The organism is Paracoccus sp. Ld10, assembly GCF_045064235.1.
GTDB lineage: Bacteria > Pseudomonadota > Alphaproteobacteria > Rhodobacterales > Rhodobacteraceae > Paracoccus.
The window spans coordinates 61,844-81,500 of record NZ_JBISHD010000003.1; the positions used below are offsets into that span (position 1 = coordinate 61,844).

17 protein-coding genes and 1 pseudogene are annotated in these 19,657 nt (G+C 65.3%); 7 read left to right on the plus strand and 11 right to left on the minus strand.

Going from position 1 to position 19,657, the window contains the following annotated elements; genetic code table 11:
- Window positions 1–94 precede the first annotated feature (94 nt).
- A complete protein-coding gene (gene tsf, locus ACJJVR_RS00890; RefSeq protein ID WP_405401474.1) occupies window positions 95–1,006 on the minus strand; it encodes a translation elongation factor Ts in 912 nt (303 codons plus the stop codon).
- Window positions 1,007–1,089: 83 nt separating this feature from the next.
- Complete coding sequence (gene rpsB / locus ACJJVR_RS00895; RefSeq protein WP_405401476.1) at window positions 1,090–1,872, minus strand: 30S ribosomal protein S2; 783 nt, start codon at window positions 1,870–1,872, stop codon at window positions 1,090–1,092.
- Between the two features lie 262 nt (window positions 1,873–2,134).
- On the opposite strand from rpsB, the gene eda reads away from it, so the two are divergent.
- Window positions 2,135–2,776 (plus strand): bifunctional 4-hydroxy-2-oxoglutarate aldolase/2-dehydro-3-deoxy-phosphogluconate aldolase, encoded by a 642-nt coding sequence (gene eda, locus ACJJVR_RS00900; protein ID WP_405401478.1) that lies wholly within the window; start codon window positions 2,135–2,137, stop codon window positions 2,774–2,776.
- A gap of 4 nt (window positions 2,777–2,780) precedes the next feature.
- A pseudogene (locus ACJJVR_RS00905) lies at window positions 2,781–3,993 on the plus strand (MFS transporter).
- A 2-nt stretch (window positions 3,994–3,995) separates the two neighbouring features.
- Here the strand turns inward: ACJJVR_RS00905 and xseA are convergent.
- Window positions 3,996–5,579, minus strand: a complete 1,584-nt coding sequence (gene xseA, locus ACJJVR_RS00910; RefSeq protein WP_405401480.1) for an exodeoxyribonuclease VII large subunit — start codon at window positions 5,577–5,579, stop codon at window positions 3,996–3,998.
- A gap of 62 nt (window positions 5,580–5,641) precedes the next feature.
- Between xseA and purD the strand changes: the two genes are divergently transcribed.
- A complete protein-coding gene (purD, locus tag ACJJVR_RS00915) occupies window positions 5,642–6,898 on the plus strand; it encodes a phosphoribosylamine--glycine ligase (RefSeq protein ID WP_405401482.1) in 1,257 nt (418 codons plus the stop codon).
- A 63-nt stretch (window positions 6,899–6,961) separates the two neighbouring features.
- Here the strand turns inward: purD and ACJJVR_RS00920 are convergent, their stop codons facing one another.
- On the minus strand, window positions 6,962–7,981 hold the full coding sequence (locus tag ACJJVR_RS00920) for a ribose-phosphate pyrophosphokinase (RefSeq protein WP_405401484.1): 1,020 nt from the start codon (window positions 7,979–7,981) through the stop codon (window positions 6,962–6,964).
- Window positions 7,982–8,063: 82 nt separating this feature from the next.
- Here ACJJVR_RS00920 and ACJJVR_RS00925 point away from each other — a divergent pair, with 82 nt between their 5' ends.
- Both ACJJVR_RS00925 and ACJJVR_RS00930 read left to right on the plus strand, forming a co-directional pair.
- Window positions 8,064–8,663, plus strand: a complete 600-nt coding sequence (locus ACJJVR_RS00925; RefSeq protein ID WP_405401486.1) for a 2-hydroxychromene-2-carboxylate isomerase — start codon at window positions 8,064–8,066, stop codon at window positions 8,661–8,663.
- Entirely contained in the window at window positions 8,660–9,436 is a 777-nt protein-coding gene (locus ACJJVR_RS00930; RefSeq protein WP_405401487.1) for an alpha/beta fold hydrolase, read from the plus strand. Before ACJJVR_RS00925 ends, ACJJVR_RS00930 begins: the two co-directional genes overlap by 4 nt.
- On the opposite strand, the gene ACJJVR_RS00935 is transcribed toward ACJJVR_RS00930, so the two are convergent.
- The 7 genes from ACJJVR_RS00935 to ACJJVR_RS00965 form a co-directional block, all read right to left on the minus strand.
- The gene (locus tag ACJJVR_RS00935; protein WP_405401489.1) at window positions 9,433–9,780 is read right to left on the minus strand and encodes an H-type lectin domain-containing protein; all 348 of its coding nucleotides are present in this window, start codon (window positions 9,778–9,780) and stop codon (window positions 9,433–9,435) included. The genes ACJJVR_RS00930 and ACJJVR_RS00935 overlap by 4 nt on opposite strands.
- A 106-nt stretch (window positions 9,781–9,886) precedes the next feature.
- Window positions 9,887–10,336, minus strand: coding sequence for a F0F1 ATP synthase subunit epsilon (locus ACJJVR_RS00940; RefSeq protein ID WP_405401491.1), 450 nt, complete (start codon window positions 10,334–10,336; stop codon window positions 9,887–9,889).
- Between the two features lie 9 nt (window positions 10,337–10,345).
- Window positions 10,346–11,770: a F0F1 ATP synthase subunit beta gene (atpD, locus tag ACJJVR_RS00945; protein WP_405401493.1), complete on the minus strand. Its 1,425-nt coding sequence runs from the start codon at window positions 11,768–11,770 to the stop codon at window positions 10,346–10,348.
- A gap of 21 nt (window positions 11,771–11,791) precedes the next feature.
- Complete coding sequence (locus ACJJVR_RS00950; RefSeq protein WP_405401497.1) at window positions 11,792–12,664, minus strand: F0F1 ATP synthase subunit gamma; 873 nt, start codon at window positions 12,662–12,664, stop codon at window positions 11,792–11,794.
- A gap of 11 nt (window positions 12,665–12,675) precedes the next feature.
- Window positions 12,676–14,211, minus strand: a complete 1,536-nt coding sequence (atpA, locus tag ACJJVR_RS00955; RefSeq protein ID WP_405401499.1) for a F0F1 ATP synthase subunit alpha — start codon at window positions 14,209–14,211, stop codon at window positions 12,676–12,678.
- Window positions 14,211–14,777, minus strand: a complete 567-nt coding sequence (locus ACJJVR_RS00960; RefSeq protein ID WP_405401501.1) for a F0F1 ATP synthase subunit delta — start codon at window positions 14,775–14,777, stop codon at window positions 14,211–14,213. The genes atpA and ACJJVR_RS00960 overlap by 1 nt, the downstream gene beginning before the upstream one ends.
- Window positions 14,778–15,051: 274 nt before the next feature.
- Window positions 15,052–15,825: a class I SAM-dependent methyltransferase gene (locus ACJJVR_RS00965; protein WP_405401502.1), complete on the minus strand. Its 774-nt coding sequence runs from the start codon at window positions 15,823–15,825 to the stop codon at window positions 15,052–15,054.
- 57 nt (window positions 15,826–15,882) lie between these two features.
- Between ACJJVR_RS00965 and gloB the strand changes: the two genes are divergently transcribed.
- Together gloB and clpA are read left to right on the plus strand one after the other, a co-directional pair.
- On the plus strand, window positions 15,883–16,629 hold the full coding sequence (gene gloB / locus ACJJVR_RS00970; RefSeq protein ID WP_405401503.1) for a hydroxyacylglutathione hydrolase: 747 nt from the start codon (window positions 15,883–15,885) through the stop codon (window positions 16,627–16,629).
- 215 nt (window positions 16,630–16,844) lie between these two features.
- Complete coding sequence (clpA, locus tag ACJJVR_RS00975; protein WP_405401505.1) at window positions 16,845–19,169, plus strand: ATP-dependent Clp protease ATP-binding subunit ClpA; 2,325 nt, start codon at window positions 16,845–16,847, stop codon at window positions 19,167–19,169.
- The last annotated feature ends 488 nt before the right edge of the window (window positions 19,170–19,657 follow it).

A 19,657-nucleotide genomic window follows, 5' to 3' on the forward strand; every position in this document is an offset into this window, starting at 1 on the left:
CTGGGTTGCCTTGGCCGGACGTCGTCACCAGACACCCGAAACGCGAAATGCCGGCCATAGGGGCCGGCATCCGTGTCATTGCATCGTCAAAAGATCAGGCGCCGCTGAGGGTCTTGGCGACCTCGGCTGCGAAATCCTCTTCCTTCTTTTCGATGCCTTCGCCGACCATGACGCGGGCATAGCCCGTGATCTGGACGCCGGCTTCTGCCGCGGCCTGCTCGACCGTCAGATCGGGGTTCATCACGAACGCCTGGCCCATCAACGTATTCTCGGCCACGAACTTCTTCATCCGGCCCGGGATGATGTTGTTCTGGATCACGTTCTCGGGCTTCGGCTTGGCCGAAGAGGCATTCTCTTCCAGCGCCTTGGCGGTCTGAACCTGCAGCTCGCGCTCCAGCGCGGTGGGGTCCATGGTCGCCTCGGACAGCGACACCGGGTTCGTCGCCGCGATGTGCATGGCGAACTGCTTGCCCACGGTCTGTGCCTTGTCCGCCGGACCCGACAGCGCAACCAGCACGCCGATCTTGCCCAAGCCATCGGAAGCGGCGTTGTGCACATAGGACACGACGGTCTCGCCTTCCAGGACCTGCACGCGGCGCAGGGTCAGGTTTTCGCCGATGCGGGCGATGGCGCCGGTCACGACGTCCGCGACAGGCTTGCCGCCCAGATCGGCCGCCTTGAGCGCCTCGATTTCGTCCGCACCATTCAGTGCGACACCGGTGATGTCACGGACCAGCTGCTGGAAATCGGCGTTCTTGGCGACGAAATCGGTTTCCGAATTGACCTCGACGGCCACGCCGCGGCCACCCGAAACCTGCACGCCCACCAGACCCTCGGCGGCGACGCGATCGGCCTTCTTGGCGGCTTTCGCCAGACCCTTGGTGCGCAGCCAGTCAATGGCCGCTTCCATGTTGCCGTCGGTTTCGGTCAGGGCCTTCTTGGCGTCCATCATGCCTGCGCCGGTGGTCTCGCGCAGTTCCTTCACCATCGCTGCGGTGATTGCCATGTCCATCTCCTATGTGTTCAACGCGTCAGGCGGGGCATATCCCCGCCTGACGACAATCCGATGAATGGGTGGTTCCGGGCGGATCAGGCCTCGGCTGCGGCCTCTTCGGTGGCCGGCTCGTCCATCAGCTCTTCCGGCGCATCGGCCAGCGAACCCAGGTCGACGCCCGACGCACCCATGTGCGCGGTCATGCCGTCCAGGGCCGCACGGCTGACCAGGTCGCAATACAGCGCGATGGCGCGTGCCGCGTCGTCGTTGCCCGGAATGATATAGTCGATGCCATCGGGCGAGCAGTTGGTGTCGACGACGGCCACGACCGGAATGCCCAGCTTCTTGGCTTCCAGGATGGCCAGGTCTTCCTTGTTGACGTCGATCACGAAGATCAGGTCGGGAAGGCCGCCCATGTCGCGGATGCCGCCCAGCGAGGCTTGCAGTTTGGTCTGCTCGCGCTCCAGCTGCAGGCGCTCTTTCTTGGTCAGACCCTCGGCGCCACCGGCCATGGTCTCATCAATCGCCTTCAGGCGGTTGATCGACTGGCTGACGGTTTTCCAGTTGGTCAGCGTGCCGCCCAGCCAACGGTGGTTCATGTAGAACTGTGCCGACTTTTCAGCTGCTTCCGCGATGGAACGCTGTGCCTGACGCTTGGTGCCGACGAACAGCACGCGGCCGCCTTTGGCAACGGTGTCGCGCACGACCTGCAGGGCTGCATCCAGCATCGGCAGCGTCTGGGTCAGGTCCAGGATGTGGATGCCGTTGCGGTCACCATAGATGAACTCGCCCATGCGGGGGTTCCAGCGTTGGGTCTGGTGACCATAGTGAACGCCAGCTTCAAGAAGCTGACGCAGCGAGAATTCGGGAAGCGCCATGAGGAGTTCCTTTCCGGTTTGCGCCTTGGCAGGGGGTCTCAGGGCGGATGCCCCAACCGGTGGACCTTTGCGGATATGTCCCGCAAGGCCCTCCCCTGCCTGTGAAGTAGGCGCGCGATAGCCCTTGTGCGGGCGAAACGCAAGCGGTTTCGCTGTGGCATTCCTGCAGATGGCCCTGCGATCGGCATTGGCGCGCCCTTGCATCGGGCCGGGCTTTGGGTTCAGGTTCGCGCCACATCCATTCATTATCAATAGGCTCGCCATGACCCCCCAAGATCAGTCCCGGCAGACGAAATCCCTGTGCCAGCTGGCCCCGGTGATCCCGGTCATCGTCATCAAGGACGCCGCCCATGCCGAGGCGCTGGCACGCGCGCTGGTCACCGGCGGCCTGCCGGTGCTGGAGGTCACGCTGCGCTCGGACGCGGCACTGGACGCGATCCGCGCCATGAGCCGCGTGGACGGCGGCCATGTCGGCGCCGGAACCGTGCTGACCCCCGACGACGCCAAGCGCGCCAAGGACGCGGGCGCCAGCTTTGCTGTATCCCCCGGCCTGACAGACCGCCTGATTGCGGCCTGCGAAGAGCTGGAGCTGCCGTTGCTGCCCGGCGTCGTCACCGCATCCGAGGTCATGTCCGCAGCCGACGCGGGCTTTGACATGCTGAAGTTCTTTCCGGCCGAGGCCGTGGGCGGCGCGCCTGCGCTGAAATCGCTGGCAGGCCCCCTGCCCCGCATTAGCTTTTGCCCCACAGGCGGCGTGACGCCTCAGAACGCGGCCAACTATCTGTCCCTGCCCAACGTGATCTGTGTCGGCGGCAGCTGGATCGTGACCGACGCGGACATGGCCGCCGGCAACTGGCAGGCGATCGAGGATCGTGCCCGCACCGCGTCGGCCCTGCGCGGCTGACACGATGGATCTGGCGCGCGCCCGGCGCAATGTCGTCGTCCTGGTTCTGGCGCAGGCAATCCTGGGCGCGCAGATGTCGGTCATCTTTATCGTCGGCGGGCTGGCGGGTCAGATCCTGTCGCCCCACCCCTGTCTGGTGACGCTGCCCCTGTCGATGATCATCCTGGGCTCGACCCTGTCGGCGCGGCCGCTGGCACGCTTCATGCAGGCGCGCGGGCGACAGGCGGGGTTCCTGCTGGCAGTGGCGGCGGGGGGTCTGGGCGCGGCCGTGGCGGCGGCCGGGCTGTGGTTGGGGTCGTTCGGGCTGTTCATGGCCGGTTCGGCCCTGACCGGAATCTATATGTCGGCACAGGGTTTCTATCGCTTTGCCGCCACCGACACCGCGCCCGAAGATTACGCGCCCAAGGCCATCAGCCTGGTCATGGCCGGGGGGCTGGCCGCTGCGATCATCGGGCCCGCGCTGGTGCGGATGACCAGCGACCTGACAGCGGTACCGTTCCTTGCGACCTATCTGGCGGTGATCGGGCTGAACCTTGCGGGGCCGCTGCTGTTCGCGTTCCTGGACATTCCCCGCCAACATGGCCAGCACATGCGCGCTGACGATGTTGGCGGCATCCGCCGGGCGCCCGATGGGGCAGATCCTGCGGACCCCTGCCATTGCCGTCGCGATGGTGTGCGGGATGGTATCCTATGCGCTGATGAACCTTGTGATGACCTCGACCCCGCTGGCGGTGGTGGGCTGCGGCTATGACACGGCGGATGCCGCCAACATCGTCAGCGCGCATGTGCTGGCCATGTTCGCGCCCAGCTTTTTCACCGGCCACCTGATCGCCCGGTTCGGGCCGGAACGGATCGTCGGGCTGGGGCTGGCGATCCTGGCCTCGGCGGGGGCGGTGGCGCTGTCCGGCGTGGCTCTGGAACAGTTCTACCTGGCGCTGGTGCTGCTGGGGATCGGCTGGAACTTTGGCTATATCGGGGCTACGACCATGCTGACCCGCGCCCACGCCCCCGAGGAACGGGGCCGCGTTCAGGGCATGAACGATTTCGTGGTCTTTGGCGGGGTCTTTCTGGCGTCGCTGTCGTCGGGCGGGCTGATGAACTGTTCGGGCGGCTCGATCGTCGCGGGCTGGAACGCGGTCAATCTGGCGATGCTGCCCTCTCTGGTGCTGGCAGGCGGGGCGCTGATCTGGCTGGTCATGCGCCCGCGCCCCGCCTGAGGTCAGATCAGCGTCTTTTGCTCTGGCGGGGCAGGCTTGCGCCGTTTCGGCTTTTCGGGGGTGGCGTCCGGGCGCACGGCCAAGCGAAGATCGCCCGCGAACTGCAGCTCCATCCGGGGGGTCCGGGCCGCCGCTTCGGGCGTGGTGACCACCCCGCCATCGGGGCCGCGCACGATCACGAACCCGCGCCGCAACGTCTGGTCGTGCCCAAGCGATTGCCGCATCCGGTCCAGCCGCGCCAACGCATCCTGCCGCCGCAGGCGGGCGCGGGTCATCGCCGCGACCAGACGCTGATCCAGATCGGCCAGCCGCGCGCCCTGCTGCGCCACCGCGCGCCGTGTGGTCGCCACGACCCGCGTCAGCGAATTATCCAATCGGTCGCGCAGCTGCGCCAGCCGGTCACGCGGGCGTTCCAGCCGCCGGATGCGGGCGCCGTCCAGCCGCATCTGCGCCCGGTCCAGCCCTGCCCGCTTGCCCTGCGTGAACTGGCGCAACATCGCCGCCGGCATCGGACGCGAGGCCAGCTGTTGCCGGCGCGCTCGGGCCAGTTGCCGCAGCGCCGGTTCCAGCCGCCCACCCCACAGGTCCAGCCGCTGCCGCGCGCCTTCGGTCAGGGCGGCGGGGCGGCCCAGGGCGCGGGACAGATCGCGCAGGCGTTGACGCGGACGCTGAATCGCCTGCGCGTTGCAGCGCGCCATCCGCGCCCCGGTTTCCGCCAGACGCGCGGCCAGATCGGCGCGGACAGGCACGGCCATCTCGGCGGCTGCGGTGGGCGTCGGCGCCCGCATGTCCGAGGCGAAATCGATCAGGGTCGTGTCCGTTTCATGTCCCACGGCGGAGATCAGGGGAATGGCGCTGACGGCAACCGCGCGCACGACCGACTCCTCGTTGAAGCCCCACAGATCCTCCAATGACCCGCCGCCGCGGGCCACGATGATCAGGTCGGGCCGTGGGATCGGCCCGTCCGGCGTCAGCGCGTTGAACCCCTGGATCGCGGCGGTCACCTGCGGCGCGCAGCCCTCGCCCTGCACGGCCACGGGCCAGATGATCACGCGGGTCGGAAAGCGATCGCGCAGCCGGTGCAGGATGTCGCGGATGACCGCGCCCGAGGGCGAGGTCACCACCCCGATGACCCGAGGGAGGAACGGCAGGGCACGCTTGCGGTCCTGATCAAACAGCCCCTCGACCGCCAGCGCCTTGCGGCGCTTGTCCAGCATCGCCATCAGCGCGCCGGCGCCTGCAGGTTCGATCTGATCGACGATCATCTGGTATTTCGACTGACCCGGAAACGTTGTCAGGCGTCCCGTTGCGATGACCTCCATCCCCTCCTCGGGGCGCTGGATCAGGCGGGCGGCCTGCCCCTTCCAAGTGACGGCGGCCAGCACGGCGCGGTCGTCCTTGAGGTCGAAATACAGGTGCCCCGATCCGGGGCGGGACACGCGGCCGATCTCGGCCCGCACGCGAACGCGGCCGAACTGGTCCTCGATGCTGCGTTTGACCGCGCCGGATAGTTCGGACACGGTGAATTCATGCGCGTTGCTGCCCGGCTCGGGGGCATCGTCCATGTCGTCGTCCAGCAGGTCCATGCGTCTTGTTCCCTTGTCCCGGCCAGACTAGAACGCCGCAAGGTCAAGCGAAAGGGCGGCAGATGAATATCCTGATCCTGGGCGGCGGCGGGCGCGAACATGCGCTGGCATGGGCGATCCGGCAGAATCCGAAATGCGACCGCCTGATCGTGGCACCCGGCAATGCGGGCATCGCGGGCGTTGCCGAATGCGCGGACCTGGACGTGCTGTCGCGTGCCGAGGTGCTGGATTTCGCCGAAGGCAACGCCATCGATTTCGTCATTGTCGGCCCCGAGGCGCCGCTGGCTGCAGGCGTGTCCGACGCGCTGCGCGATGCGGGCTTTCTGGTCTTTGGCCCGTCGCAGGCCGCCGCCCAGCTGGAGGCATCCAAGACCTTCACCAAGGAAATCTGCGACGCCTGCGCCGCCCCCACCGCAGCCTGGGCCCGGTTCACCGACGCCGCCGCGGCCCGCGATCACGTGACCGCCCAAGGCGCGCCGATCGTGGTCAAGGCCGATGGGCTGGCCGCCGGCAAGGGCGTCACCGTGGCCGAGACGATCGATCAGGCCCATGCCGCCATCGACGACATCTTTGACGGCGCGTTCGGCGACATGTCCGTCGTGATCGAGGAATTCATGGACGGCGAGGAGGCCAGTTTCTTCATCCTGTCCGACGGCACCGATTGTCTGGCCATCGGCACCGCCCAGGACCACAAGCGCGTGGGTGATGGCGATACCGGGCCGAACACCGGCGGCATGGGTGCCTATAGCCCCGCCCCGGTGCTGACACAGGCGATCCAGGACCAGGTGATGGACCGCATCGTGCGCCCCACCATCGCGGAAATGGCCCGACGCGGCATGCCGTTCCAGGGAGTGCTCTATGCCGGGTTGATGATCGCGGACGGTCAGGCGCGGCTGGTCGAATACAACGTCCGTTTCGGCGACCCGGAATGCCAGGTGCTGATGATGCGGCTGGGCGGGCAGGTGCTGGACCTGCTCCTGGCCTGTGCCGAGGGGCGGCTGGCCGACACCCCCGTCACCTGGGCCGACGATCACGCGCTGACCGTGGTCATGGCGGCCGACGGCTATCCCGGCGCCTATGCCAAAGGGACAGTGATCGGCGGGCTGCAGGCCCTGCCCGAGACCAGCTTTCAGATGACCTTTCACGCGGGTACGGCCAACCGTGACGGCGCGGTCGTGGCCACGGGCGGCCGCGTGCTGGCCTGCACCGGGCGCGGCGCGACCCTGGCTGATGCGCATCAGCGCGCCTATGCGCTGGTCGATGCGATCGACTGGCCGCAGGGGTTCTGTCGCCGCGACATCGGCTGGCGCGCGCTGTGATCGCATCATCCAAGGGCCGGCCCCGCGACGGGGCCGGCCCTTGGATGATGCCGGGCGATCGGGTCAGATCGGCGAATACAGCCCTTCGTAGATCGGCAGCAGGGTGTCCGTCTCGAACAGGCTGCTGACCGAGGTGCCGTTCCAGATGTTCAGGATCGCCTGCGTGAACATCGGCGCGGTGGGCACGATGCGGATGTTGGGCGCATTCCTGACAGCGTCCGTGGGCTGGATCGAATCGGTGATCACCAGCGATTTCATGACCGAATTCGTGACGCGTTCGACCGCCGGGCCGGACAGGACGCCGTGGGTGATATAGGCGTGGACCTCGGTCGCGCCGTTGTCGGTCAGCACCTGCGCCGCCTTGACCAGCGTGCCGGCGGTGTCGCAGATGTCGTCGACGATGATGCAGGCCTTGCCGGCCACGTCACCGATCACGGTCATCTCGGCGATCTCTCCGGCCTTTTCGCGGCGCTTGTCCACGATGGACAGGGGCGCGCCGATCCGGGTGGCCAGTTCTCGCGCACGGGCCACACCGCCCACGTCGGGCGACACGACCATCAGATCGTTCATCCGCCCCTTGAAGTGATGCTGAACGTCCAGCGCAAAGACCGGCGCCGCGTACAGGTTGTCCACCGGCACGTCAAAGAACCCCTGGATCTGGGCCGCGTGCAGGTCCAGCGTCAGGACGCGGTCGACGCCCGCCTCGGTCAGCAGGTTGGCGACCAGCTTGGCGCTGATCGGCGTGCGGGCCTTGGCGCGGCGGTCCTGACGGGCATAGCCGAAATAGGGGATCACCGCCGTGATGCGCGCGGCCGACGACCGGCGCAGCGCGTCGGTCATGATCAGCAGCTCCATCAGGTTGTCATTGGCCGGGTTCGACGTGGGCTGGATGATGTACATGTCCTCGCCGCGGACGTTCTCGTAGACCTCGACAAAGATCTCCTGGTCGTTGAAGCGCTCGACGCGGGCGTCCAGCAGGTTGACGCTCATGCCGCGATGCATGGACATGCGCCGCGCGATGGACTTGGCCAGCGGTCGGTTGGCGTTTCCGGAAATCAGCTTGGGTTCGGTCATGACGGGCATTGGGCGGGCCTTTGGCGGTTGCGTCAGATTGCGGTTGCCTTAGCACCGGGCTAGCGTGCGGCAAACCCGGAAAGGACATGGCATGGCCCATATCGACTACTATCTCGCGACGATCAGCCCCTGGTGCTACCTTGGTGGCACACGACTGGAGGACATCGCGGCCCGTCATGGTGCGACCATCACCTACAAGCCGCTGGACGTCATCCAACTCTTTGATCGCACGGGCGGTGTGGGCCCGGCCAAGCGCCATGTCAGCCGCCAGGAATATCGCAACCAGGAAATCCCGCGTTGGGCCGACCATCTGGGGTTGGAGATGAACCAGAAGCCTGCCTTCTGGCCTGTGAACATGGCGCCATCATCCTATGCGATCATCGCCGCGCAGAATGCGGGCGGCGGCGATCTGGGCGGACTGGTCCACGCGATCATGCGCGCCTGCTGGGTTCAGGACCATGACATCAGCGACGACGCCGTGCTGCGCAATCTGCTGCAGACCCATGGTTTCGATCCGAAACTGGTCGATACTGGCCTGCTGGTCGGCGCCGAGGCCTATTCCCGCAACCTCGAGGAGGCCGTGGCCGCGGGCGCCTTTGGCACGCCCTTCTACATCGTGCGTGACACCGATCAGCGGTTCTGGGGCCAGGACCGGCTGGACTTTCTGGACCGCCATCTGGCCACGCTGTGAGCGGACTGCACCTGCGGCACTGGCCGGGCGATCCCGACCGTCCAGCGCTGGCGCTGCATTGCATGATGGGCAGCGGGTCCGGCTGGGGCCCGATCGCGCGGCTGCTGGACGGGCGCATCGACCTGCGCGGTTTCGACATGCCCGGCCACGGGCGCAGCGACGACTGGCAGCCACAGCCCGACGGACCGGATTACCACACGGCCGTCACCCGGCTGGCTGCCGCGATGATCGACCGGCCGATGGACCTGATCGGCCACAGCTTTGGCGCGACCGTGGCGCTGCGCATCGCGGTCGCCGCCCCGGACGCCATTCGCAGCCTGACCCTGATAGAGCCGGTACTGTTCGCCGCCCGCCCCGACCCCGCCCAGGACGCGATGGACGCCCGCATGGCCGCAATGCTGGACGACGGACAGGACGACGCGGCCATGGCTGCGTTCCTGTCGGTCTGGGGCGCGCAGGAACCTGACCGCCTGCCCCCAGAGGCCCGTGCCCAGATGGTGCGCCAGATCCGGCTGGTCGCGGCAACCGGCGACGCGCTGCGCCATGACAGCGCCCGCATCCTGCGCGAGGGTGGACTGGAACAGGTCGATGCGCCGGTGCTGTTGATCCAGGGGGCGGACAGCCCTGCCGTGATCGGCGGCATCATCGACGCGCTGGCCGACCGCCTGCCCGACGTGGGCCGCGCAACGGTGCCGGGCGCAGGACACATGGCCCCCCTGACCCACCCGGACCTGGTCGCGGGGCTGATCGGGGTGAATCTGGACCGGGCCTAAAGGATGAAATCCTGTTCGTCCGGCACGGCCCCGATGGCCATCCATTGAACCCGCATCCGCGCGATGCGGGTGTCGCCCCATGTGCGGAACAGGATATCGAAACCGGTCAGGGTCACGTTCTCGACCTGCAGGTCGCCGCGCTGATTGCGGTCGCTGTCCAGGTCCCACATCCCGATGCTGAGATGCACAATGGGCGGTGCCACGAAACGGTCGTCAAACTCGACCTTCTGGCGGTGTGACCGGTCACCCGTGCCTGTCCACATCGGTCCCTGGGTGTCGAAATCGGACACCATCATGACCTCACCGCGTGCAATCCCGATCTCGTGGCTGGCAAATCGTATCATCAGCATATTCCCGTATGCGGCACAACGATGCTAGCGACCGTCGGAACGAAAAAAAAGCCCCGGCTTTGCCGGAGCTTTTCGGGCCACCAAACGTCGGTCAAACGGATCAGTCAGGAACCGTCGACTGGTTTGGGTCCAGCCCGATATGCGTGCCAAGCGCCTGCATGTCGCCCAACAGTTTGACGGCGGCGGTCACGACCTCTTCGCCAACATGTTCGCGCCGATCCTTGGCGCTGCGATGGACGCGGTGGGCGTCCTTCATCATGTCGTTATAGATGTCCTGTGTGATCTCGTCGCGCGGGTGACCGCGCTCCGCGAGCAGGCTGACGCTGTCCTGGTTGATCTCGGCAAAGCCGCCGGTGACGGCGAATTCGCTGGTGGTGCCGTCGGCGCCGACCAGGATCACCATGCCCGGACGCAGTGTCACGATCGTGGGCGCGTGGCCGGGCATGGCGGTCAGATCGCCATCGCTGCCCGGCAGACGCACCTCGCGCACGGGAACGGAAGCAAGGCTCCGTTCCGGTGACACGAGGTCGAACTGCATGGTATCGGCCATTCTGCCCCCTTACGCCGCTTCTGCGGCCAGACGCTGTGCCTTGGCTTTCACGTCTTCGATGTCGCCGACCATGTAGAAGGCCGATTCCGGCAGGTGGTCATACTCGCCTGCAACGACTGCCTTGAACGAGGCGATGGTTTTTTCCAGCGGAACCTGAACGCCGTCCGACCCGGTAAAGACCTTTGCCACGTCGAAGGGCTGCGACAGAAAGCGCTGGATCTTGCGCGCACGGGTCACGGTCAGCTTGTCCTCTTCGGACAGTTCGTCCATGCCAAGGATCGCGATGATGTCCTGCAGCGACTTGTACTTCTGCAGGATACCCTGAACGTCGCGGGCCACCTGATAGTGCTCTTCGCCCAGGATCTGCGGATCCATCAGACGCGACGAGCTGTCCAGCGGGTCCACGGCCGGATAGATGCCCAGCTCCGAGATGGCACGCGAAAGGTTCGTCGTGGCGTCCAGGTGGGCAAAGGTCGTGGCGGGTGCCGGGTCAGTCAGGTCGTCGGCCGGGACGTAGACGGCCTGGATCGAGGTGATCGAGCCGTTCTTGGTCGAGGTGATCCGCTCCTGCATCACGCCCATGTCGGTCGCCAGCGTCGGCTGATAGCCCACGGCGGACGGGATGCGGCCCAGCAGCGCCGACACTTCGGAACCGGCCTGGGTAAAGCGGAAGATGTTGTCCACAAAGAACAGCACGTCCGTGCCCGACGCATCGCGGAACTGTTCCGCCAGGGTCAGACCGGTCAGCGCGACGCGCATGCGGGCGCCCGGCGGTTCGTTCATCTGGCCATAGACCAGCGCCACTTTGGAATCGACCAGATTATCAGGAACGATAACGCCCGATTCGACCATCTCGTGGTACAGGTCGTTGCCTTCGCGCGTGCGCTCACCGACGCCGGCGAACACGGAGTAGCCCGAGTGCACCTTGGCGATGTTGTTGATCAGTTCCATGATCAGAACCGTCTTGCCCACGCCGGCACCGCCGAACAGGCCGATCTTTCCGCCCTTGGAATAGGGAGCCAGCAGGTCGATGACCTTGATGCCGGTCACCAGGATCTCCGAACTGGTCGCCTGTGCGGCAAAGTCGGGCGCAGGCTGGTGGATCGCACGGGTTTCGCTGGCGGCCAGCGGTGCACCCTCGTCCACCGGCTCACCGATGACGTTCAGGATCCGGCCAAGCGTCACGTCGCCCACCGGCACCATGATCGGGCCGCCGGTGTCCGACACCGATTCGCCGCGGATCAAACCCTCGGTCGCGTCCATCGCGATGGTGCGGACCGTGTTTTCGCCCAGATGCTGAGCCACTTCCAGCACCAGCGTCTTGCCGTTGTTATGCGTGATCAGCGCGTTGAGAATTGCCGGCAGTTCACCCTCGAACTGCACGTCCACGACGGCCCCGATGACCTGCGTGATTTTACCCTTGGCATCAGCCATGTCGTCACCTCTGATTTACGGTCAAAGCGCCTCGGCGCCCGCGATGATTTCGATAAGTTCGGTGGTGATCGCTGCCTGACGCGAACGGTTGTACTCCGTCGTCAGCCGGTCGATCATGTCGCCCGCGTTGCGCGTGGCATTGTCCATCGCACTCATCCGCGCGCCCTGCTCGGACGCTGCATTCTCCAGAAGCGCCGCAAAGATCTGCGTGGCCACCGATCGGGGCAGCAGATCCGCCAGCAACTCTTCCTCGCCCGGTTCGTAGTCATAGAGTGCATTCGTCGTGGACGCGCCCTCGGGGACTTCGGCGGGGATGATCTGGCGCGCGGTCGGAACCTGGCTGATCACCGACTCGAACCGGTTATAGAAAATCGTCGCGACGTCGAAATCGCCGGTGTCAAAGCGCGTCAGCACCTCGTCGGTGATGCCGCGGGCCGTATCGTAACCCATGCGCTTGACCTCGGAGAGGTCGACATGGTGCACGAACAGGCTGCCGTAATCGCGCTTCAGCTGCTCACGGCCCTTCTTGCCGACGGTGAGGATGGCGACCTGCTTGCCCTCGGCCCGCAGCTTCTCGGCGTGAACGCGCGCCAAGCGCACGATCGAGCTGTTGAAGCCACCGGCCAGACCGCGTTCCGCCGTCATCACCACCAACAGGTGCCGCTTGTCGTCGCCCGTTCCCGACAGCAGCCGGGGTGCGCCCGACTGACCTGCCGCATTCGCGGTCAGGCCTGCCATGACGGCCGCCATGCGGTCGGCATAGGGGCGCGCGGCTTCCGCCGCATCCTGCGCACGGCGCAGTTTTGCGGCGGCGACCATCTGCATCGCCTTGGTGATCTTCCGCGTGTTCTTGACGCTTCCGATCCGGTTCTTGAGATCCTTGAGACTGGGCATCTATTCCCCCCTCAGGCGCGGGTGCGGTTGTATTCGTCCAGCGCCGCCTTGATCGAGGCTTCCAGCTCTCCGCCGATCTTGCGATCGTTGCGGGTCATGTCGTCCAGCAAATCGGACTTCTGGCTGCGCAGGAACTGAAGCAGACCGTCTTCCCAGGCAACGACCTCGCGCACGGGCACGTTGTCGATGAAACCCTTGGTGCCGGCATAGATCACGATGACGATCTCGGCGTTGGTCAGCGGGCGGTACTGAGGTTGCTTCATCAGCTCGGTCAGACGGGCACCACGGTTCAGCAGGCGCTGAGTCGCGACGTCCAGATCCGAACCGAACTGGGCAAAGGCCGCCATCTCGCGGTACTGCGCCAGTTCCAGCTTGACCGGACCCGCGACGGACTTCATCGCCTTGGTCTGGGCCGCCGAACCGACACGGGACACCGACAGACCGGTGTTCACGGCGGGACGCACGCCCTGGAAGAACAGATCGGTCTCCAGGAAAATCTGGCCGTCGGTGATCGAGATCACGTTGGTCGGGATGAAGGCCGACACGTCACCGCCCTGGGTTTCGATGATCGGCAGCGCCGTCAGCGAACCCGAGCCGTACTCTTCGTTCATCTTGGCCGAACGCTCCAGCAGGCGCGAATGCAGATAGAACACGTCGCCCGGATATGCTTCGCGTCCGGGCGGACGGCGCAGCAGCAGCGACATCTGGCGATAGGAAACGGCCTGCTTGGACAGGTCGTCATAGATGATCAGCGCATCCATGCCGTTGTCGCGGAAATATTCGCCCATCGCGGTACCCGAGAAGGGTGCCAGGAACTGCATCGGCGCCGGGTCGGACGCGGTCGCTGCCACGACGGTGGTATAGGCCATGGCGCCGGTTTCTTCCAGCTTCTTGACCAGCTGCGCCACGGTCGACCGCTTCTGGCCGATGGCGACATAGATGCAGTGCAGGGTCTTCATGCCCTCGGCCTCACGGCCGTTATAGCTCATCTGGTTCAGGATCGTGTCCAGCGCGATCGCGGTCTTGCCGGTCTGACGGTCACCGATGATCAACTCGCGCTGGCCGCGGCCGACGGGGATCATGGCGTCGACTGATTTCAGGCCGGTCGCCATCGGCTCGTGCACCGATTTGCGCGGCATGATGCCGGGGGCCTTCATGTCGGCGATGCGGCGCTCGGTCGTCTCGATCGGGCCCTTGCCGTCGATCGGGTTGCCCAGGCCGTCCACGACGCGACCCAGCAGGGCCTTGCCGACCGGAACGTCCACGATCGAGCGCGTGCGCTTGACGGTGTCGCCTTCCTTGATGGAGCGGTCGTTGCCGAAGATCACGACGCCGACGTTGTCGGTCTCGAGGTTCAGCACCATGCCGCGAATTCCACCGGGGAATTCGACCATCTCGCCGGCCTGGACCTTGTCCAGACCATAGACGCGCGCAATGCCGTCACCGACGGACAGGACCTGACCAACTTCGGCAACTTCGGCGTCCTGGCCGAAGTTCTTGATCTGCTCCTTGAGGATCGCCGAAATTTCGGCAGCCTGGATTCCCATTATCCGACCTCTTTCATGACATTCTGCAGGGAAGCGAGCTTGGAGCGGACCGAACTGTCGATCATCTGCGAGCCCAACTTGACAATCATGCCGCCGATGAGGGTCTCATCGACGCGCGTGTTCAGCTTGACCGTCTTGCCGGATTTCTCGGCCAGGGTCTGTTTCAGGCGGTCCATCTGCGCATCCGTCAGCGCGATCGCGCTGGTGACGTCGGCCGTGACCTCGCCGCGTTCCGTCGCGATCATCTGCGCCAACCGGGCGGTCAGATGCGGCAGCACGAACAGACGACGATTCTTCGCCATCAGCTGCAGCGTGTTGGCCAGCACCGGCGACAGCCCCATGCGGGTCGTCAAAGCACCGATGGCGCGGGCCTGCTGGTCGCGGGAATAGATCGGGCTGGCGATCAACTCGCGCAGCTCGGCGCTGTCGTGCAGGGCGGTGTTCAGATCATCGGTCTGGGTGGCAAGGGCGTCCAAGCCCCCGCTTTCCTTCGCGATCTCGAAGACGGCCTGCGCATAGCGTCCGGCGATGCTCTGGGAGATGGAAACAGAGTTGGCCACGGTCATCCTTTACGGTTTGCGCAAACCCCGCTGGCGGGCCGGGCTGTTGCCTGGTCTGTCGCGGGGTGCGGGTCGCGGTCGCGCGGCTGATGGAAGGTCGCGCGTAAATCTGGGGCGTCTCTAGCAGGTGATTTGACGCCCGGCAACCGTCCAGGGCCCTGAAACGCGGGCGTTTGCGACAAAGGGCGCAGGATGGGCGAAACCCGACGCGGGCAGCGCTAACAGACCGCCCCGGCACCCCGCGATGCGCTGCGGCAGGATGTCGCACCACGGTACGGTTTCAGTCGATTTCGCGTGCTGTCGGTGCGGTCTGCGGACGCGGACGGGCCACCCCGTCAAGGATCTCCCGCGGGCTGGGCACATGGATTCGCACCCCCGGGCCAATCGGCGCGCGGGCGTGCTTGGACAGCTCGACCAGGATGACACCGGCGATCAGAACCCGGCTGATGCGCGCGCCGGTGCGTTCCCAGAACTGTGCGCTGCGCAGCCAGAATCGCCGGTCGGACGGCGGGATATAGACGGCGCTGCCATGCCAGTCTGGCTGAAATCCGGCGCGGCGCATCTGCGCCTCTATCTGCCCGGTGGTATAGGACCGTCCAAAGCCAAAGGGCGTCGCGTCGGATGCCGCCCACAGGCCCGCGCGGTTCGGCACCATCAGCATCATCCGCCCCCCCGGCCCCAGGCATCGCCATGCCTCGGCCAGCAGTTCGCGCGGATGCTCGCTGGTTTCCAGCCCGTGCAGGACCACCAGCCGGTCCAGACTGCCTGTTTGAATTGGCCAGGCCGTCTCGTCGCAAAGGACGGCATGATTGGGCATTCCCGCGGGCCAACCCATCACCCCCTGCGGCCCCGGCATCAGCGCGGTCACCCGCCGTGCGGTCGGCAGATAGGGCCGCAGCATCGGCGCGGCGAACCCGAATCCGGCCATGGTCATGCCCGCACTGCGCGCGGGATCCCACTGTGCGGTCAGCCGATCGCGCAGGATGCGTTGCACCACGCGCCCCAGTGCCCGCTGATAGTAAAAGCGCCGCAGCTGGTCGATGTCATGGTGCATTGCGTGCAGGTCCCGGTTTTGACAGGCTCAGGTGAACACATGGTTAAGGATTTGCCAATGCCGCTGGAACTGGTCACGCTGCGCTGTCTCAGGGACAACTATGCCTATCTGGTGCATTCCGACGCGGGCACCGTGCTGATCGACGCGCCCGAGGCCATGCCGATCCTGACCGAACTGAACGCACGGGGCTGGGGTCTGGACGCAATTCTGCTGACCCATCATCACGACGACCACATCCAGGCCACGCCAGAGATCGTCGCGGCCACCGGCGCGCAGGTGATCGGGGCGGCGGCGGACACGCACCGCCTGCCGCCGCTGGATGTCGCCGTCGCCCCCGGCAAGCCGCTGGAGGTGCTGGGCGAACCGGTCCACGTCATCGACGTGTCGGGTCATACCGTGGGGCACGTGGCGTTCCATTTCCCGCACAGCACGATGGCCTTTACGGCGGACAGCCTGATGGCGATGGGCTGCGGCCGCCTGTTCGAAGGTGACCCTGCGATGATGTGGGACAGTCTGACGCGGCTGAACGCCCTGCCCGGCGATACGCTGATCTGTTCGGGGCACGACTATTGCACCGGCAACGGCGCCTTTGCCCTGTCGGTCGACCCCGACAACGCCGCGTTGCAGGATCGTCTGTCGGCGATCGCCCAATCGCTTGTGCCTTGTGCGCCGGCGACGCTGGACCTGGAGCGTGCGACGAACCCGTTCCTGCGCCCCGCCCCGATTGGCGCGGCGCTTGGGATGGCCGGAGCCGATGACGCGCAGATATTTGCCCGCCTGCGTCGGATGAAGGATGGATTCTGAACACTGCGGCATCCACGCACGGGGCCGTGTGGTGGTGGCGCTTGAAATGCAGGCTTTGCGACATCACATCTGCCTCAACCGTGGGAAAATCGTGGCATCTCTCTGAAAAACCACTTGAAGCCAGACGAAATCCACCAAATCTTAACCTTACCGTGACAGTCTGGGCAGGTGGGCCACGAATGCCCATACCGCCAGCCGACTGACAGGAGACGACCGTGCCAAGTTTCTCGACCTCCCTGGAACAGGCCATTCACCAGGCGCTTGCGCTGGCGAACGAACATCGACACGAGCTTGCAACGCTGGAACACCTGTTGCTGGCGCTGACCGAGGAACCCGATGCGGTCAAGGTCATGCGCGCATGCAACGTGGACCTAGAGGATCTGCGCAAGACGCTGGTCGATTTCATCGAAGATGACCTGTCGACCCTGATCACCGACGTCGAAGGATCCGAGGCCGTTCCCACGGCCGCGTTCCAACGCGTCATTCAACGCGCGGCGATCCACGTGCAAAGTTCCGGCCGGCAGGAGGTCACTGGCGCGAACGTGCTGGTCGCGATCTTTGCCGAACGGGAATCGAACGCGGCCTTCTTCCTGCAGGAAATGGACATGACCCGTTACGACGCGGTCAACTTCATTGCGCATGGCGTGGCCAAGAACCCGTCCTTCAACGAACCCCGCAAGGTGGTCGGTTCGGACGAGCCGGTCGAGCAGGCCAAGGCCGAGGCGACTCCCGACCCCAAGGACGAGACCGCGCTTGGCAAGTACTGCGTCGATCTGAACGTCAAGTCCAAGAAGGGTGACGTCGACCCCCTGATCGGCCGCGAGCCCGAGGTCGAGCGCGCCATTCAGGTCCTGTGTCGCCGCCGCAAGAACAACCCCTTGCTGGTGGGCGATCCCGGCGTGGGCAAGACCGCCATCGCCGAGGGCCTGGCGCTGAAGATCACCCGTGGAGAAACCCCCGAGGTTCTGGCCGGTGCCACGATCTTTTCGCTGGACATGGGTGCGTTGTTGGCCGGAACCCGGTATCGGGGCGACTTTGAGGAACGGCTGAAGGCCGTCGTCAAGGAACTCGAGGCGCATCCCGACGCGATCCTGTTCATCGACGAAATCCATACCGTCATCGGTGCGGGCGCAACCTCGGGTGGGGCGATGGATGCGTCCAACCTGTTGAAGCCCGCGCTAGCCGGCGGCAAGCTGCGCTGCATGGGGTCGACGACCTACAAGGAGTATCGCCAGCACTTCGAAAAGGACCGCGCGCTGAGCCGTCGGTTCCAGAAGATTGATGTGAACGAGCCTTCGGTGCCCGACACCGTCAAGATCCTGATGGGTCTGAAACCGCATTTCGAGGCGCATCACGACCTGCGCTATACCAATGATGCGATCAAGTCGGCGGTGGAACTGGCCGCGCGTTACATCAACGACCGCAAGCTGCCCGACAGTGCCATCGACCTGATCGACGAGGCCGGTGCGGCCCAGCATCTGGTCAGCGAAAGCAAGCGGCGCAAGACGATCAGCCCCAAGGAGATCGAGGCCGTCGTTGCCAAGATCGCCCGCATTCCGCCCAAGAACGTCAGCAAGAACGACGCCGAGGTTCTGCGCGATCTGGATGCCGGCCTTAAGCGCGTCGTGTTTGGTCAGGACAATGCCATCGAGATGCTGTCCAGCGCAATCAAGCTGGCCCGCGCTGGCCTGCGCGAGCCGGAAAAACCCATCGGCAACTATCTGTTCGCGGGTCCGACCGGCGTCGGCAAGACCGAGGTGGCGAAACAGCTGGCCTCCAGTCTGGGGGTGGAGCTGATCCGTTTCGACATGTCGGAATACATGGAGAAGCATGCCGTCAGCCGTCTGATCGGTGCGCCTCCGGGCTATGTCGGTTTCGATCAGGGCGGACTGTTGACCGATGGTGTCGACCAGCACCCGCACTGCGTGCTGCTGTTGGACGAGATCGAAAAGGCGCATCCGGATGTGTTCAACATCCTGCTGCAGATCATGGATGCGGGACGTCTGACCGACCACAACGGCCGGACCGTTGATTTCCGCAACGTAATCCTGATCATGACCTCGAACGCGGGGGCTGCGGATCAGGCCAAGGCGGCGATCGGGTTCGGACGAGACCGGCGCGAAGGCGAGGATACCGCCGCGATCGAACGGACGTTCACCCCCGAGTTCCGCAACCGCCTGGACTCGGTCATCAGCTTTGCCCCTCTGTCGCGGGACGTGGTCGTCCACGTGGTCGAAAAGTTCGTGCTGCAGCTGGAAGCCCAGTTGATGGACCGCAACGTCCATATCGAACTGACGCCCGAAGCTGCAAACTGGCTGGCCGAAAAGGGCTATGATGACCGCATGGGCGCCCGCCCGTTGGGTCGCGTGATCCAAGAGAGCATCAAGAAGCCCCTGGCGGAGGAATTGCTGTTTGGTCGCCTGACCAAGGGCGGTGTGGTTCGTGTGAAGATCGAGGATGACAAGCCCGCCTTCGACATCACCGGCCCGGATGCCCCGCGGATCGGCAAATCCAAAACCCCGCTATTGACCGCCGAATAGGCCTCGAAGGGCCCCGCCGCTCTGGCGGGGCCGTTTCTATTGGGGGAGGTTCGCCAAGACGGCATTAGTATATTGCCGCGGCAGTGTTACGTCTCTTCTCTCCGCGTGATCTGACTTGACTTGACACGCAAGAGTATTGGAGCGCGCATCTCTCTACCCGTTTCCAGTTGCCTCGCAATGAGAGCAAAAAGTCAATTCACATCACAGCACACGGAGGCGATGCTGGGATGTGTGGTGTATTGCTTTAAAGTCGGTCCAAATACCGCTTCATGACGTGCCGGACAGGGCGGCATCCCGCTCTTTCTTAGCGAACTGCGGCCACGGCCCCCACGCCCCGTTCGGCATTGCCTGCCAACCCGTCGTTGCACGGGATTTCTTTCCGGGCGTTAGCGCATTACCATGTTCCCTATTTCGTAGCGCTAATTCAAATCTAACGCAGGATCGTCACGAGACTTCGAGCCACAGCAGCCATGCCCGATGTCGGTCCA